The 13,172-nt window shown below is 63.4% G+C and carries 13 protein-coding genes; 3 read left to right on the top strand and 10 right to left on the bottom strand.

What is annotated here, in order from left to right; all coding sequences use genetic code 11:
• Positions 1–5 precede the first annotated feature (5 nt).
• Genes fliP through fliR form a run of 3 tightly spaced genes read left to right on the top strand, consistent with a single transcriptional unit; the run spans position 6 to position 1,915 of the window.
• The gene (fliP, locus tag ACP7DW_RS12555; protein ID WP_141170420.1) at positions 6–764 is read left to right on the top strand and encodes a flagellar type III secretion system pore protein FliP; all 759 of its coding nucleotides are present in this window, start codon (positions 6–8) and stop codon (positions 762–764) included.
• A 10-nt stretch (positions 765–774) separates the two neighbouring features.
• Positions 775–1,044, top strand: coding sequence for a flagellar biosynthesis protein FliQ (fliQ, locus tag ACP7DW_RS12550; protein WP_071075857.1), 270 nt, complete (start codon positions 775–777; stop codon positions 1,042–1,044).
• A 16-nt stretch (positions 1,045–1,060) separates the two neighbouring features.
• Positions 1,061–1,915 carry a flagellar biosynthetic protein FliR gene (fliR, locus tag ACP7DW_RS12545; RefSeq protein WP_426055661.1) on the top strand — a complete coding sequence of 285 codons (855 nt, stop codon included), beginning with the start codon at positions 1,061–1,063 and terminating at the stop codon, positions 1,913–1,915.
• A gap of 8 nt (positions 1,916–1,923) precedes the next feature.
• Here the strand turns inward: fliR and ACP7DW_RS12540 are convergent, their stop codons facing one another.
• The 10 genes from ACP7DW_RS12540 to ACP7DW_RS12495 form a co-directional block, all read right to left on the bottom strand.
• Positions 1,924–3,183 (bottom strand): MFS transporter, encoded by a 1,260-nt coding sequence (locus ACP7DW_RS12540; protein WP_426055663.1) that lies wholly within the window; start codon positions 3,181–3,183, stop codon positions 1,924–1,926.
• 45 nt (positions 3,184–3,228) lie between these two features.
• Positions 3,229–3,681, bottom strand: coding sequence for a MarR family winged helix-turn-helix transcriptional regulator (locus ACP7DW_RS12535; protein ID WP_426055664.1), 453 nt, complete (start codon positions 3,679–3,681; stop codon positions 3,229–3,231).
• 168 nt (positions 3,682–3,849) lie between these two features.
• Complete coding sequence (gene flgL, locus ACP7DW_RS12530; protein WP_426055665.1) at positions 3,850–5,091, bottom strand: flagellar hook-associated protein FlgL; 1,242 nt, start codon at positions 5,089–5,091, stop codon at positions 3,850–3,852.
• Between the two features lie 51 nt (positions 5,092–5,142).
• Positions 5,143–7,110: a flagellar hook-associated protein FlgK gene (flgK, locus tag ACP7DW_RS12525; protein WP_426055666.1), complete on the bottom strand. Its 1,968-nt coding sequence runs from the start codon at positions 7,108–7,110 to the stop codon at positions 5,143–5,145.
• Between the two features lie 87 nt (positions 7,111–7,197).
• Entirely contained in the window at positions 7,198–8,124 is a 927-nt protein-coding gene (gene flgJ / locus ACP7DW_RS12520; RefSeq protein ID WP_426055668.1) for a flagellar assembly peptidoglycan hydrolase FlgJ, read from the bottom strand.
• Between the two features lie 10 nt (positions 8,125–8,134).
• On the bottom strand, positions 8,135–9,250 hold the full coding sequence (locus ACP7DW_RS12515) for a flagellar basal body P-ring protein FlgI (protein ID WP_426055669.1): 1,116 nt from the start codon (positions 9,248–9,250) through the stop codon (positions 8,135–8,137).
• Positions 9,251–9,252: 2 nt separating this feature from the next.
• Complete coding sequence (locus ACP7DW_RS12510) at positions 9,253–9,903, bottom strand: flagellar basal body L-ring protein FlgH (protein ID WP_426055670.1); 651 nt, start codon at positions 9,901–9,903, stop codon at positions 9,253–9,255.
• A 50-nt stretch (positions 9,904–9,953) separates the two neighbouring features.
• Positions 9,954–10,736: a flagellar basal-body rod protein FlgG gene (gene flgG, locus ACP7DW_RS12505; protein ID WP_010400781.1), complete on the bottom strand. Its 783-nt coding sequence runs from the start codon at positions 10,734–10,736 to the stop codon at positions 9,954–9,956.
• Between the two features lie 72 nt (positions 10,737–10,808).
• Entirely contained in the window at positions 10,809–11,552 is a 744-nt protein-coding gene (locus ACP7DW_RS12500; RefSeq protein ID WP_426055671.1) for a flagellar basal body rod protein FlgF, read from the bottom strand.
• A 60-nt stretch (positions 11,553–11,612) separates the two neighbouring features.
• Positions 11,613–13,160 carry a flagellar hook protein FlgE gene (locus tag ACP7DW_RS12495; RefSeq protein ID WP_426055672.1) on the bottom strand — a complete coding sequence of 516 codons (1,548 nt, stop codon included), beginning with the start codon at positions 13,158–13,160 and terminating at the stop codon, positions 11,613–11,615.
• Between the last annotated feature and the right edge of the window lie 12 nt (positions 13,161–13,172).

Raw genomic sequence — 13,172 nt, 5'->3', positions numbered from 1 at the left:
AGCAGATGGCGTGGTCCCACGTAAAGACTCCCCTGACCTGGCTGCTGGCGGCGGCCGCCCTGGCCTTGCCGCTGTGGGCCATGGCACAGCCGGGTATCCCGGCCTTCAACAGCACGCCGGCGCCGGGCGGCGGACAGAATTACTCGCTGCCGGTGCAGACGCTCATCCTGATGACGTCGCTCACCTTCCTGCCGGCGGCCCTCCTGATGATGACCTGCTTCACGCGCATCATCATCGTGCTGTCCCTGCTGCGCCAGGCCATCGGCACGCAATCGGCGCCGCCGAACCAGGTGCTGGTGGGCCTGGCCCTGTTCCTGACCCTGTTCGTCATGGGCCCCGTGTTCGACAAGATTTATACGGATGCCTATCTTCCTTACCAGGAAAACAAGATCAGCATGCAGCAGGCCATGGACAAGGGCGTCGATCCCCTGAAAACCTTCATGCTCAAGCAGACGCGCCAGGCCGATCTGGCGCTGTTTGCCAAGATGTCGCGCTCGCCGGCCCTGCAAGGACCGGAAGACGTGCCGCTGCGCATCCTCGTGCCCGCCTTCGTCACCAGCGAACTGAAGACGGCATTCCAGATCGGCTTTGCCATCTTCATCCCGTTTTTGATCATCGACATGGTGGTCGCCAGCGTGCTGATGTCGATGGGGATGATGATGATGTCGCCGGCGACGATCTCGCTGCCGTTCAAGCTGATGCTGTTCGTGCTGGTCGATGGCTGGCAATTGCTGCTGGGCTCCTTGTCCCAGAGTTTTTACTAGGGGACGTACGATGACACCGGAAAGCGTCATGACCCTGGGCCGCCATGCGATGGAAGTCACCCTGATGGTGGCCGCGCCCATGCTGCTCGTCGCCCTCATCATCGGCTTGATCGTGAGTATTTTCCAGGCGGCCACGCAGATCAACGAATCGACCCTGTCCTTCATCCCCAAGCTGGTCGGCATCTTTGTCGCCCTCGTCGTGGCCGGCCCGTGGATGCTGTCCGTCATGCTCGACTACATGCGCCAGGTATTTACCGGCATACCGAACCTGGTGGGTTAGTGCAGCCACCATTGCCATGCTGACCCTGTCGAGCATCGAACTGAACACGTGGATCGCAGCACTGCTGTGGCCGCTTAGCCGCATCCTCGGCCTGATCGCGGCCGCGCCCCTGTTCGGCAATGCGGCCGTGCCGGCCAGCGTCAAGGTGACTCTGGGCGCGCTGCTGGCCATGATCATCGCTCCCACCGTGCCGGCCTTGCCGGCCGTCAACCCGATGTCCTTGCCCGGCTTGCTGATCCTCACACAAGAGATGCTGGTGGGCCTGGCCATGGGCTTTTCCATCCGCATCGTGTTTTCCGCCATCGAAATGGCGGGCGAGCTCAGCAGTCTCACCATGGGCCTGGGCTTCGCCTCGTTCTTCGACCCGCAAACCAAGGGCAGGTCTTCCGCCATCAGCCAGTTCCTCGTCATGCTGGCCACCTTGATGTTCTTGACAGTCAACGGCCACCTGGTCTTGCTGGCGGCGCTGGCGGAAAGCTTTGTCAGCCTGCCCATTTCATCGAGTCCCATCAGCGGCGGCGGTTTCCAGCAATTGGCGGCCTGGGGCGGGGAAATCTTCCGTTCCGGCCTGCAGATTTCGCTGCCCATCATCGCCGCCCTGCTGCTGACCAACGTGGCGCTGGGCATTTTGACGCGGGCCGCGCCGCAGCTGAACATTTTCGGTATCGGTTTTCCCGTGACCCTGGGCGTGGGCTTGCTGGTGATCAGCATGGTCCTGCCCTACCTGGCCACACCGTTCCAGAATATGTTCCTGCGCGGCATAGAAACGGCGCGTTTGCTGCCGCGCGGCTTCGCCACGCGCGACCGGCCACCGCCGCCGGCGGCGCCGAACCCCTTGCGCCCGGCGCCGCCGGCAACACCGGCACGCTAAGACCGCGCTCAATGCTGGTCCGTGCTGAGCGCCACGCGCCAGCGCCGCACATCGACATTCAGCCGCAACTGATGATGTTTGACCAGGTAGCGCACGCCGACCAGCGCCGCCGCCAGCCCCGACAGGGCGGCGATGCCCAGCGCCCAGCGCGGGCCGAAGGTATCGGCCACCCAGCCCACGACGGGTGCGCCCAGCGGCGTGCCGCCCGCCGAGATAGCCAGCAGGATCGCCATCACGCGGCCCCGCATGGCGGGCGCCGTCGACAATTGCACACTGCTGTTGACGCTGGTGGTAAACGTTTGCGCGGCGATGCCGATGACCACCAGCATCATGCCGAACAGCCAGTAATTGGGCATCACGGCGGCCAGCGCGCAGGCCAGGCCGAACAGCGCCGCCGCCCCCAGCAGCAAGGCCAGCGTCGGCTGGCCGCGCCCCGCCGCCAGCAGGGCGCCGGCCACGGAGCCGCAAGCCATGATGGAACTGAGCACGCCATACTGACCGGCGCCCGCATGGAAGGCCGTGACCGACATGGTCGAGAGGAAAATCGGGAAATTCAAGCCGAAGGTGCCGATCAGGAACAGCATCAGCAGGATGGCCATCAGGTCGGGCCGCTGGCGCACGTAGCGGAAACCCTCGCCCAGGCTGGCGCGCGTGGCCTTGATACGCGGTGCGCGGCGCAGCAATTGCACGCGCAGCAGCAACAGCGAACCGATCACCGCGGCAAACGAGACGGCGTTGATGATGAAGACCCAGCCGCTGCCGACGCTGCTGATCAGCAGTCCTGCCACCGCGGGGCCCAGCATGCGCGCCGCATTGAACGAGGTGGAATTGAGCGCCACGGCGTTCGTCAGGTCTTCCTCGCCGACGATTTCGGCAACAAACGTCTGGCGCACGGGCGAATCGAAGGCCGTCACGCAGCCCAGCAGGAAAGCAAACACATACACATGCCACAGTTGTACCAGGCCGCTGATGCACAAGATCCCGAGTCCCAGCGCCAGCAAGCCCATGGCCGCCTGCGTGCACAGCAGCAATTTCCTGCGGTCGAGCAAGTCGGCTGCCATGCCCGTCAGGGGCAGCAACAGCAGTTGCGGGCCGAACTGCAAGGCCATGACGATGCCGACGGCGCTGGCATTGTGCTGCGTCAATTCGCTCAGCACCAGCCAATCCTGCGCCGTGCGCTGCATCCAGGTGCCGATATTCGACACCAGGGCGCCACCGGCCCAGATACGGTAATTGGGAATGCGTAGCGAACGGAAGGTGTTGTTCATCTGGGCGTGCGGGCTCCTTGCCGGGTTGTGGGATACCTCAGCGGATCATTCCGCCAAGCGTTTGAGTAAGGCCACTGCATGGTTCAGTTCGGTAACTTCGTCCGGCGTGAGCCGGGTTTCAATGGTGCGCGCCAGCCAGTCTTCGCGCGCCGCGCGGCTGGCCGCGATCCAGGTGCGGCAACTGTCCGTCAGGGTCAATAGCGTCTGCCGGCCATCGGCCGGGTCGGGCGAGCCCGTCACCATGCGCGCTTGCGTCAACGCTTGCACGGTGGCGGCCATCGACTGGGGCCGCATGCCTTCGGCGCGCGCCAGGCTGCTGGCCGTGGCCGGGCCGTCGCGCTCGAGGCGGCTCAGCACGGATGCCTGCGACATGCTGACATCGCCCAGGTGCGCTTCGTCGCGCAGGCGGCGGCGCAGCTTGCCGACCAGGATGCGCAATTCGCCGGCCAGTTGCAGCACGTGCTCGTGATCGTTGTGTTCTTCTTGTGGGATGCTCATGGTGGCCGTGGGGTGTATCAACGGCCATCAGTATAACAGATAGACAGGTAGACTGCACAGCTTGCCTGCACATCTTGTCAAGACGGCCATTTTGCACACGTAAAAAAGCCGGGGCGGGAGGTATTCTCCCTGCCCCGGCTTGCCGGTCATCGAGCCGATACCGAGCGCTTAGCTGATGTAGTTGAACAGCGACAGGCCCGAGATCGAGGTGAACGTTTTCTGCGCCGCCTGCAGGGTCACCTGCTGCTGGGTGAAGGTGGAAATGGCTTTCACCATGTCCAGGTCCTGCAGGTCCGACAGGGTGGTGGCGTACTGGAGGTCGAGGTCGTCGCCTGCGCTGTCGAGATAATCGAGCTCCTTCATGCGCGCGCCCACGTCGGTGCGCACCGACAGCACATTGTCGTAGGCCGTGTCGAGTATATTGTGGGCCGCGTTCAAACCGTTCGCCAGGCGCGCCTGGCCCGCGTCGCCAGTAGTCGTCTGGCGCAGCACGCCGATCAGGTTTTTCACGGTGGTAAACAGCGATTCCTTGGCGCTCGGCTCCAGCGTAAAGCTGTCCTGGTCGGCCGGCGCACCCGTGATGTTGACTTGCTGGCCGGCGAAGGAGATGGTGTCGCCGCTCTTGTAGGGGATGGGCACGGCGGGATTCGGCACCGTCTGGCCCAAGGTGGCGTCAGTGATGGTATACGTGGTGACGGCAGTGGTACCCGTGCCCGCGACCTTGAAGTCGATGGAATATTTATGTCCCGTCAATGCCGTCGAGTCCGTCACCGTGCCGCCGGAAACGATGCCGGAACCGCCGCGCGCGAAGTTGCCGGCGGCGGCGGCCGTGGTGAACTTGCCGTTGCCGGTCAGGTTGTTTTCAAAGACGGTGGCGCCGGAATCGCTGGTCGCCAGGTAGCGCGCCGAGCCCACCTGCAATTCGCGCTGGCCCTGGTCGCCCACATAGGTGGCGCCCGTCGGCGTCTGGCTGAATGGCTGGGTGGTGGATTTATAGCCGGAAAACAGATAGCCGCCGGCGCCGTCGGCCGTGTTGGCGATGCCCAGCAAGTCGGTCAGCCGCCCTTCCAGTTCCTTCGCCAGGGTGTCGCGGTCGACATCTTTCAGCGCGGGATTGCCGGCCTTGACGACCAGGTCTTTCACGTCCGCAATCAGTGAACCCGTGTTGCCCAGCGCCAGCTCTTCCTGTGACAGGAAATTCTTCGCATTCGAACGGTTCGTCACGAACTGCGTATTGATCGATTGCGACTGCGTCACTTCCAGCGCGCGCGCCGAGGCGATCGGATCGTCGGCAGGCGTCAGGTTGCGGCGGTTCGCCGACAGCTGCATCTGCGTACGGTTCAGGGCGCCCTGCAGATTGTTCAGCTGCGAACTGCCCTGGTCATAAATCATTCGTGTGCTGATGCGCATGATGCTGCCCTTCCAGAAAGCCGCCGCGCGCCATGTCGCGGCAAAAATTAATTAACGTCCCAGGCCGATGACCACATCGAACAGGGTGCTGGCGATCTGCATGACCTTGCCGCACGCCTGGTAGGACTGCTGGTAACGCAGCAGGTTGGCCGCCTCTTCATCGAGGTTGACGCCCGAGACGGCCTGCTGCTGGGTGCTGACCTGCTGCAGCAAGGCCAGGCTGGCCAGGCCGCTGACCTGCACTTCGCGTGTCTTGTTGCCCACGAAGCTGACGGTTTGCGCATACGAACCCTGGAACGTGGCATTGCCGCCATCGAGGATGTTCTTCGTCTGCAAGCCCGCCAGCAGCGCCGCGTTGCGGTTGTCGCCCACGCCGCCCGTATTGGGCTTGATCGTGAAGGTATCGCCCTGCGCCGGCGTGCCCGTCATGCTGACATTGATGCCGCCAAAGCTGAAGTTGTCGCCTTCCGCATACGGGATGCTCGCCGTGCCGGCCGGATAGGTCGTGGTGGCGCCATTCACGCCCTTGACCGTCACCGCCTGGCCGGCCGGGAAACCCGTCAGCGAGGTAGTCGCCTTGTCGTACGTCAAGGTCACGGGACCCGTCAGGGCATTGCCCGGGGTCAGGTAGGCCTTGTCGACGGAGCCGGCGCTGAGCTTGCCCGTGCCCGTATTGGCCACCGGCGCCGAGGTGGCGATGGGGGCCCCAGCGGCAATCTTGTTGCGGTCGGTGATCAGCACGGCCAGGCCGGCCGCGCCATTCGCCGTCGGTTTGATGACGTAGTTGTCGCCCTGGGCGGCCGTGCCCGAGATCGAGAAATCAACGCCGTCGATGGTTTGCGGCGCCGTTTGCGGATACGGATTGATGATGGTGTGCGCACCGTCCGATTCGCGCGTCACCACATAGTTGGTGCCATCGTAATTCAGGCTGTAATCGCTGGCCGTCAGCTTGGTGGGGTCGCTGACCTTGGCCGACAGCACGGTGGTGCTGCTGGCGTTGTTGCCGCGGTCGGCACCGATCACGGGGTCGGGTATCTTGAAAAAGTCGCCGCCCATGGCGCCATTCAAGTCCTGGCCCAGCTTGTGCTGGTCGTTGAAGGTGCTCGCCAGCGCGATGGCCACCTTGCCCAGCGAGTTCTGCACATTGTCCAGGGTGCCGCTGCGAAATTCCAGCAAGCCGCCCAGCGAGCCGCCGGTCAGGGAGCTGTCCGGCAGCACGCTGACGGAATTGCCCGTGACATAGCCCACCTCGATGCGGTTCGGGTCCGTCCGCGAAGGCGTGGCCGCCAGCGCGAAGCTGCGATCCGCCACCACCAGCGGCTGGCCCGCGCCGATGGAAATGGTGACGGTATTGTTGGCAGCGGGTTGCACCGTCGCCTTGACATATTTGTTCAATTCCGTGATCAGCTGGTCGCGCTGGTCCAGCAGATCGTTGGGCTGGTTGCTGGCATCGACCGACAATTGGGAAATCGACTTGTTCAGCTCGGCGAGCTGCTTGGCGTAGGTATTAATCACCGTCACATTCGACGTGATCTGCGAATTGACGCCGTCGCCGATCTCCGTCAGGCGCGCGCTCAAGCCCTGGAAACGCGAAGCGAGCGAGCCGGCGCTCGACAGCAAGGCCTGGCGCGAGGCGACCGAAGACGGATTGGCGCTAAAGTCCTGCACGCCCTTGAAGAAGTCTTGCAGGGCGGGCGACAGGCCCGCCGTGGGGTCGGCCAGCAAGTTGTCGATCTGGCTGATCTGCGTGTGATAGCTGTCGAGCGCGCTGGTGGCGCTTTGTGCGGCATTGACCTGGGTGCCCATGAAGCTGTCGTACTGGCGCTTGATCTGCGACACTTCCGTGCCCGTGCCGACGAAGCCATAGCCGGAAAAGTTCGACTGCGAAGTCTGCTGCAGCACCGTCTGCCGATTGTAGCCGGGGACATTCGCATTGGTGATGTTATGCCCGGTCGTCGACAGGCCCACCTGCGCTGCAAGCAAACCGCCCTTACCGATGCTGAGTAGATTCGAAGTCATGGTGTCCTATTGGTTACCGTCACATGTATTTACGGCAGCCGCGGCGAAAACTTGAAGCGCGCGGCCTGCACAGGGGCACGGCAGGGGTTAACCGACCAGCGAATGCTTGATGATTTTTGTCAATTTGGCAGCATAATTCGGGTCCGTCGCGTAGCCGGCCTTTTGCAAGCCCTGGGCAAACGTGCTGGCATCGCCCGCGCTGGCGAGCACTTTTTCATAGCGTTTGTTGTTGGTAATCAACTGCGCATAATCCTTGAAGCTGTCCGCGTAGCTGTCATAGGCGCGGAATTTCTCCACCTTGCGCTGCGCCTTGCCATTCACATATTCCGTGGTGACGGCCTCCGTGACCTTGCCTTTCCAGTCGCTGGACGCCTTGATGCCGAACAGGTTGTGGCTGCTGCTGCCGTCGCGGCTGATGATTTCGCGCTTGCCCCAGCCCGTCTCCAGCGCCGCCTGGCCCAGCATGAACTTGGCCGGGATGCCGGTGGCGCGGCTGGCTTCTTCCGCATGCACGCCCAGCTTTTCCTGGAAGGCGCGCACATGCGGCGCCTGCGTGGCATTGGCCTTCTCGCTCAGGGTCTTGCCGCTGACGCCGGCACTGCTTGCACCGTCGGTGAGGGCGCCCTGCTGCTGGCGGAACGCGGCCAGCGCCTGCGCCATGCTCGACGAGCGGGGCGACGGCGCTTCGGCGCCATCGGCGGCCAGCGCCTGGTTCGAGGACGACAACTGGCGGATCAGCACGTCCGCCAGGCCCGTGCCCCGCTTGGCCAGGTTCTGGCTCGTCTGCTGGTCCAGCATCGAGGTATACATCTTGCTTTGCTGGCTATCCATGATGCCGTCCTGCGGCGAGGCGTCACGCATGCTTTTCATCATCATGTTGATGAACATGGCCTCAAATTGCGTGGCCGCCTCTTTCAGCGCAGCAGGATCCTTCGCCTTGGCGGACTGGCGCAAGCCATCCATGCCCTTGACGTCGTAGGCGGCGGTATTGCTGAGGTCGGTTTGGCTGATCATGGCGTGTCCATCAAATGATTTCAAGTTCGGCGCGCAGCGAACCGGCCGCCTTCATCGCCTGCAGGATCGCCAGCAAGTCTTGCGGCGAGGCGCCGATGGCGTTCAAGGCTTTCACCACATCGGACAGCGAAGCGCCACCCTTGACCAGCATGACCTTGCCCGGTTCCTTTTTGATATCGATCTGTGCCGTCTGCGTGACCACCGTGCGCCCGCCCGACAAGGGCGCCGGCTGGCTCACCTGTGGCTCGACATTGATGGTGACGGACAGGTTGCCGTGCGAAATGGCGCAGGTTTCCAGCGTCACGGACTGGTTCATCACAACGGAACCGGTGCGCGCATTCATGATGACCTTGGCCGCCAGACGGGCCGGATTGACTTCGATGCTTTCCAGCTGGCCCAGGAAGGTCACGCGCTGGTCGCTGCTGCCCGGCGACTGCACCTGAATCACGCGCCCGTCCAGCGCGGCGGCCGTGCCGGCGCCGTAGCGGCTGTTGATGGCGTCGACCACGCGGCTGGCGGTGGCGAAATCGGTGGCATTCAATTCCAGGCGTATGGTGTTGTTGGCGCCCAGCACCGAGGGCACTGTGCGCTCGACGGTAGCGCCGCCCGAGATGCGTCCCACGCTCAGGTGATTGATGACGATGGAGCTGCCGGCCGCCTGCGCGCCCACGCCGCCCACCAGGACATTGCCCTGCGCCATGCCGTACACCTGGCCGTCGGCGCCCTTCAATGGCGTCATCAATAAGGTGCCGCCGCGCAAGCTTTTCGCATTGCCCATCGACGACACGGTCACGTCGAGCATCTGGCCCGGCTGGGCAAACGCCGGCAAGGACGTCGTCACCATCACGGCGGCCACGTTTTTCAGCTGCAAACTGGTGCCTTGCGGCAAGTTGATACCTTGCTGCTGCAGCATCGCCGCCACGCTCTGGATGGTAAACGGCGTTTGCGTGGTCTGGTCGCCGCTGCCGTCGAGGCCAACGACAAGGCCATAACCCATCAGCTGATTCTGGCGCACGCCGGCGATGCTGGCCAGGTCCTTGATGCGTTCGGCTTGCGCCATCGGCGCCAGCAGGGCGCAAGCCAGGCCGGCAATGACCAAACAGCGGGGGAAAGTAAAAGTGGCCATGATCAGAATGGCAGCAGGCTGAGGAAGAAGCGCGAGGCCATCGAGGCCATTTCGGCGCGGTCGATCTGGCTGTTGGTGCGGTATTCGACGCGCGCGTCGGCCACCTGGGTCGAGGGCACGACGTTACCCGTGCCGATGGTGTCGGGATTGACCATGCCCGAGAAGCGGATGAATTCCGTGCCCTTGTTCATGGCGATCTGTTTTTCGCCGGCAACGATAAGATTGCCGTTTGGCAAGACCTCGATCACCGTCACGCCGATTGTGCCGGAAAAGGTGTTGCTGGCGGACTGGTTGTCGCCATCGGCAAATTTCGTTGCGCCATTCGCCGAGACGGTGCCACCCAAACGGCCCTGGGCAAAACCAGGCGTACTGAAGCCCACGCTGCCCGACTTGTTGCCGGAGCTGGCGCCCGCCTTGACGGCATTCGTGCGCTCGGTGATGGCGATCGTCATCATGTCGCCCACGTGGCGCGCGCGGCGGTCTTCGAAGGCGGGACGGTAGGTCGACGGCTGGTAGATGGAACCGTTGTTGACGACCACCGGTTCCGGCATCGGCGCGCGCGTGGTGGTCGGGTATTGCACGATGGACGTAGGCGTGATGGCGCAGCCGGACAACAGGACTGCGGACAACAGGGCGATGATGGGGTATTGCATGGCGAACCTCCGCTGCCATCCGGCGGCGGATGGCATGACGACTATGAAAATTAAAGTTGCGACAATTTCTGCAGCATTTGATCGGATGTGGTGATGGCCTTGCTGTTGATCTCGTAGGCGCGCTGCGTCTGGATCATGTTGACCATTTCCTCGGCCACGTTGACGTTCGAGCTCTCGATGTAGCCCTGCATCAGCACGCCGGCGCCATTCGTGCCCGGGGTGTTGGTTTGCGCCACGCCGGAGGCGCCCGTTTCCATGTACAGGTTTTCGCCCTTCGATTCCAGGCCGGCCGGATTGACGAAGGTGGTCAGCTGCAGGGAGCCGATCTGCGACGGCGCCACGGTATTGGGCAAGGTCACGGAGACGGTGCCGTCGCGCGCGACGGTCAGGCTCAGCGCATTGGTCGGCACGGTGATGGCAGGCTGGATGACGAAGCCTTCGGAAGTCACCAGCTGGCCATTGGCATCGGTCTGGAACGAGCCGTCGCGCGTGTAGGCGGTGGCGCCATCGGGCAGCAGCACCTGGAAGAAACCGGTGCCGTTGACCATCACGTCGCGCGAATTGCCCGACGCCTGGGGATTGCCCTGGGTATGGATGCGTTCGGTAGCCACGGTGCGCACGCCCGTGCCGATCTGCAAGCCCGACGGCAGCTGGGTTTGCTGCGACGATTGCGCACCGGGCTGGCGCACATTTTGATACAGCAAATCTTCAAACACGGCGCGCGACTTCTTGAAGCCGGTGGTGCTGACGTTGGCCAGGTTATTGGCGATCACGTCCATCTGCGTCTGCTGCGCTTCCAGGCCGGTCTTGGCTATCCAAAGGGAACGAATCATGATTTTTCTCCAATAACAGCGCTCATCAGCCCTGTAGACTATTTCTATGTGACCATTATGCGACCGGCTCTATCAATTCAAAGCGAGGATCTGGGTGGCTTTCGCCGCGTTATTCTCGGCATTCTTCATCAAGCTCATTTGTGTTTCGAACTGGCGCGCCAGGGCGATCATGCTGACCATCGAGTCGACGGGGCTGACATTGCTGCCTTCGAGCGCGCCCGTCGTCAATTTGACGGCCTGGTCCGCTTGCGCCACCGTGCCATCTTTCAGGCGGAACAGGCCGTCGTCGCCGCGCACCAGTTGCTGCTCGGGCGGGTTGACCAGCTTGATGCGTCCCAGCACCGTGGACGGGCCCGGCGGCACATCGGTGGAAATCGTGCCCACCGTGCCATCGCTGGCGATGGCCACCGTCACGCCCGGCGGAATGGCCAGCGGTCCCGTGTCGCCCTGCACCATCAGGCCCGATTGTGTCTGCAACATGCCGTTTTCATTGAGTTTGAAGGCGCCGTTGCGCGTATAGGCTTCGGAACCGTCGGCCGACTGCACCGCGATCCAGCCGCCATTTTCCACGGCCACGTCGAGCGCGCGGCCCGTGTGCTGCATCGGTCCTTGCGTGAAATCGGAGCCGACCGTCGAATCGACGACAAAGGCGCGCGTCGGCATCATGCCGTCGGCCACCACGGGCACGGCGCGAAACGAGTCGAGCTGGGCACGGAAACCCGTGCTGGTGGCGTTCGCCAGGTTATTCGCCGTGGTCGCCTGCTTGTCCAGGATGTGCTTGGCGCCCGAGCCGGCGGTGTAGATGAGACGGTCCATGTGTTTTCTCCGTGCAAAACGAAAGCCGGGAGCCGTCCGAAAGAACGGCTCCCCTTACTCTTAACGCAGGTTGACGAGGGTCTGTAAAACAGAATCCTGCGTCTTGATGGTCTGCGCATTCGCCTGGTAGGCGCGCTGGGCCGTGATCATGTTGACCAGTTCGGCCGTCAGATCCACGTTCGACACTTCGACGGCCGAGGCGCGCAAGTCGCCCAGGCCGGCCGAGCGCGGCTCACCCGTCATGGGGCTGCCCGAGGTCGAGCTTTCCGCCCAGGCATTGTTGCCCAGCGGTTCGAGGCCATTCGGATTGGCAAACTTGGTCAACACCACCTGGCCCAGGTCGCGCGTCTTGCCATTGTTGTACTGGCCCTGAATCACGCCATCGGTCCCCACGACGAAACGGCTCAGCTGACCGGCCGCATAACCATCGGCCACGGTGCGCTTTTCGCTGGTGGACGAACTGAGCTGGGTGGAGTTGGTGAAGTCGACCTTGATCGCCAGGTTCGCGTTCGCTCCCGTGGCGGGGAAGACGGGCAGGTTGACCGTCACCGGCAAGGTTTGCGGCGGCGTCAGGCCCAGCATGGCGGCCTTGTCCAGGCTGCCGACGCTGTTGAACACCAGCGCAGCCGACCTCACGGCGGGCACTTCCGTCACGGCGGCGATATTCTTGTCGATCTGATCCGGCGTCAGGCTGGAATTGATGCCGTTGGGCACGGCGCTACCATAGGTGGCGCTGATGGCAGCCAGCTGGGCGGGGCTGGCGCCGGCCGCTGCGGCGGCAGTGTGCACGGCGGCGCCGGCCGCATTACCATAGGCGACGGCGGCAGCCGTGATAGCCGCTGGCACCAGCGGCACGGCCGTGACGGCGGACTGGTAGGCGGCGCGCGCGGCCAGCGAAGCGGCATCGGTCTGCGCCGCGGCAGCCACTTTCGCGCTGGTAATTTCCTTGCCGTCAGTAGCCGAGTAGACATCCCAGCTATTGGTACCCGTCTTGACATAGAAATTGGACATGGTGTGGGCATTGCCCAGCGAATCGAAAACCGGCACGGGGAATTGCTTGGTCCACGACTTTTGCTCGCCCACGCTGAACGGCACCACGGTCGGCATGGCCGAATTGGAATCGAGGTTGACCTGGGTATCGATCTTGGTGGTCGCCTGCGGCGCCATGTCGGACGGGTCGATCTGCAGCGGCACAACGGCGCCGGCCAGGATCTTGCCGTTCACATCGGCCGGATAGCCGGTCAGCTGGGCTTTCTGGGCATTGATGATGAAGCCGCTCTTGTCGACCTGGAACTGGCCGTTGCGCGAATACTGGATGGCACCGTTCACGCTGGTGCGGAAGAAACCGCCGCCATTGATGGCGATGTCGAGCGGATTCGACGAGCTTTCCAGGTTACCCTGGTTGAACAGCTGCGCCACTTGCGACACGGCCACGCCGATGCCGGGCTGGTTGCCGCCCACGCCATACAGCGAGTTGGCGTAAATGTCGGCAAACTGCGCCTGCGATTGTTTGAAACCCACGGTGGCCGAGTTGGCGATATTGTTGCCGATGACGTCCAGCGATTTGGCGGCGCCATTCAAGCCGCTCAGGCCTTGTTGGAAAGACATTGTGTTCTCCTG

It is taken from the genome of Janthinobacterium sp. PSRC1-1 (assembly GCF_049897525.1).
GTDB lineage: Bacteria > Pseudomonadota > Gammaproteobacteria > Burkholderiales > Burkholderiaceae_D > Janthinobacterium > Janthinobacterium tructae.
The sequence above is the reverse complement of the archived record's forward strand: the minus strand, read 5'-3'. Positions and strand labels throughout refer to the sequence as shown.

Bases quoted from the DNA above. Each gene is read 5' to 3' on its own strand.
- fliR (WP_426055661.1), top strand. From the start codon at position 1,061: ATGCTGACCCTGTCGAGCATCGAACTGAACACGTGGATCGCAGCACTG.
- flgK (WP_426055666.1), bottom strand. From the start codon at position 7,110: ATGACTTCGAATCTACTCAGCATCGGTAAGGGCGGTTTGCTTGCAGCG.
- ACP7DW_RS12510 (WP_426055670.1), bottom strand. From the start codon at position 9,903: ATGCAATACCCCATCATCGCCCTGTTGTCCGCAGTCCTGTTGTCCGGC.
- ACP7DW_RS12500 (WP_426055671.1), bottom strand. From the start codon at position 11,552: ATGGACCGTCTCATCTACACCGCCGGCTCGGGCGCCAAGCACATCCTG.
- ACP7DW_RS12540 (WP_426055663.1), bottom strand. From the start codon at position 3,183: ATGAACAACACCTTCCGTTCGCTACGCATTCCCAATTACCGTATCTGG.
- ACP7DW_RS12515 (WP_426055669.1), bottom strand. From the start codon at position 9,250: ATGGCCACTTTTACTTTCCCCCGCTGTTTGGTCATTGCCGGCCTGGCT.
- fliP (WP_141170420.1), top strand. From the start codon at position 6: ATGGCGTGGTCCCACGTAAAGACTCCCCTGACCTGGCTGCTGGCGGCG.
- flgG (WP_010400781.1), bottom strand. From the start codon at position 10,736: ATGATTCGTTCCCTTTGGATAGCCAAGACCGGCCTGGAAGCGCAGCAG.
- flgJ (WP_426055668.1), bottom strand. From the start codon at position 8,124: ATGATCAGCCAAACCGACCTCAGCAATACCGCCGCCTACGACGTCAAG.
- ACP7DW_RS12495 (WP_426055672.1), bottom strand. From the start codon at position 13,160: ATGTCTTTCCAACAAGGCCTGAGCGGCTTGAATGGCGCCGCCAAATCG.
- fliQ (WP_071075857.1), top strand. From the start codon at position 775: ATGACACCGGAAAGCGTCATGACCCTGGGCCGCCATGCGATGGAAGTC.
- flgL (WP_426055665.1), bottom strand. From the start codon at position 5,091: ATGCGCATCAGCACACGAATGATTTATGACCAGGGCAGTTCGCAGCTG.
- ACP7DW_RS12535 (WP_426055664.1), bottom strand. From the start codon at position 3,681: ATGAGCATCCCACAAGAAGAACACAACGATCACGAGCACGTGCTGCAA.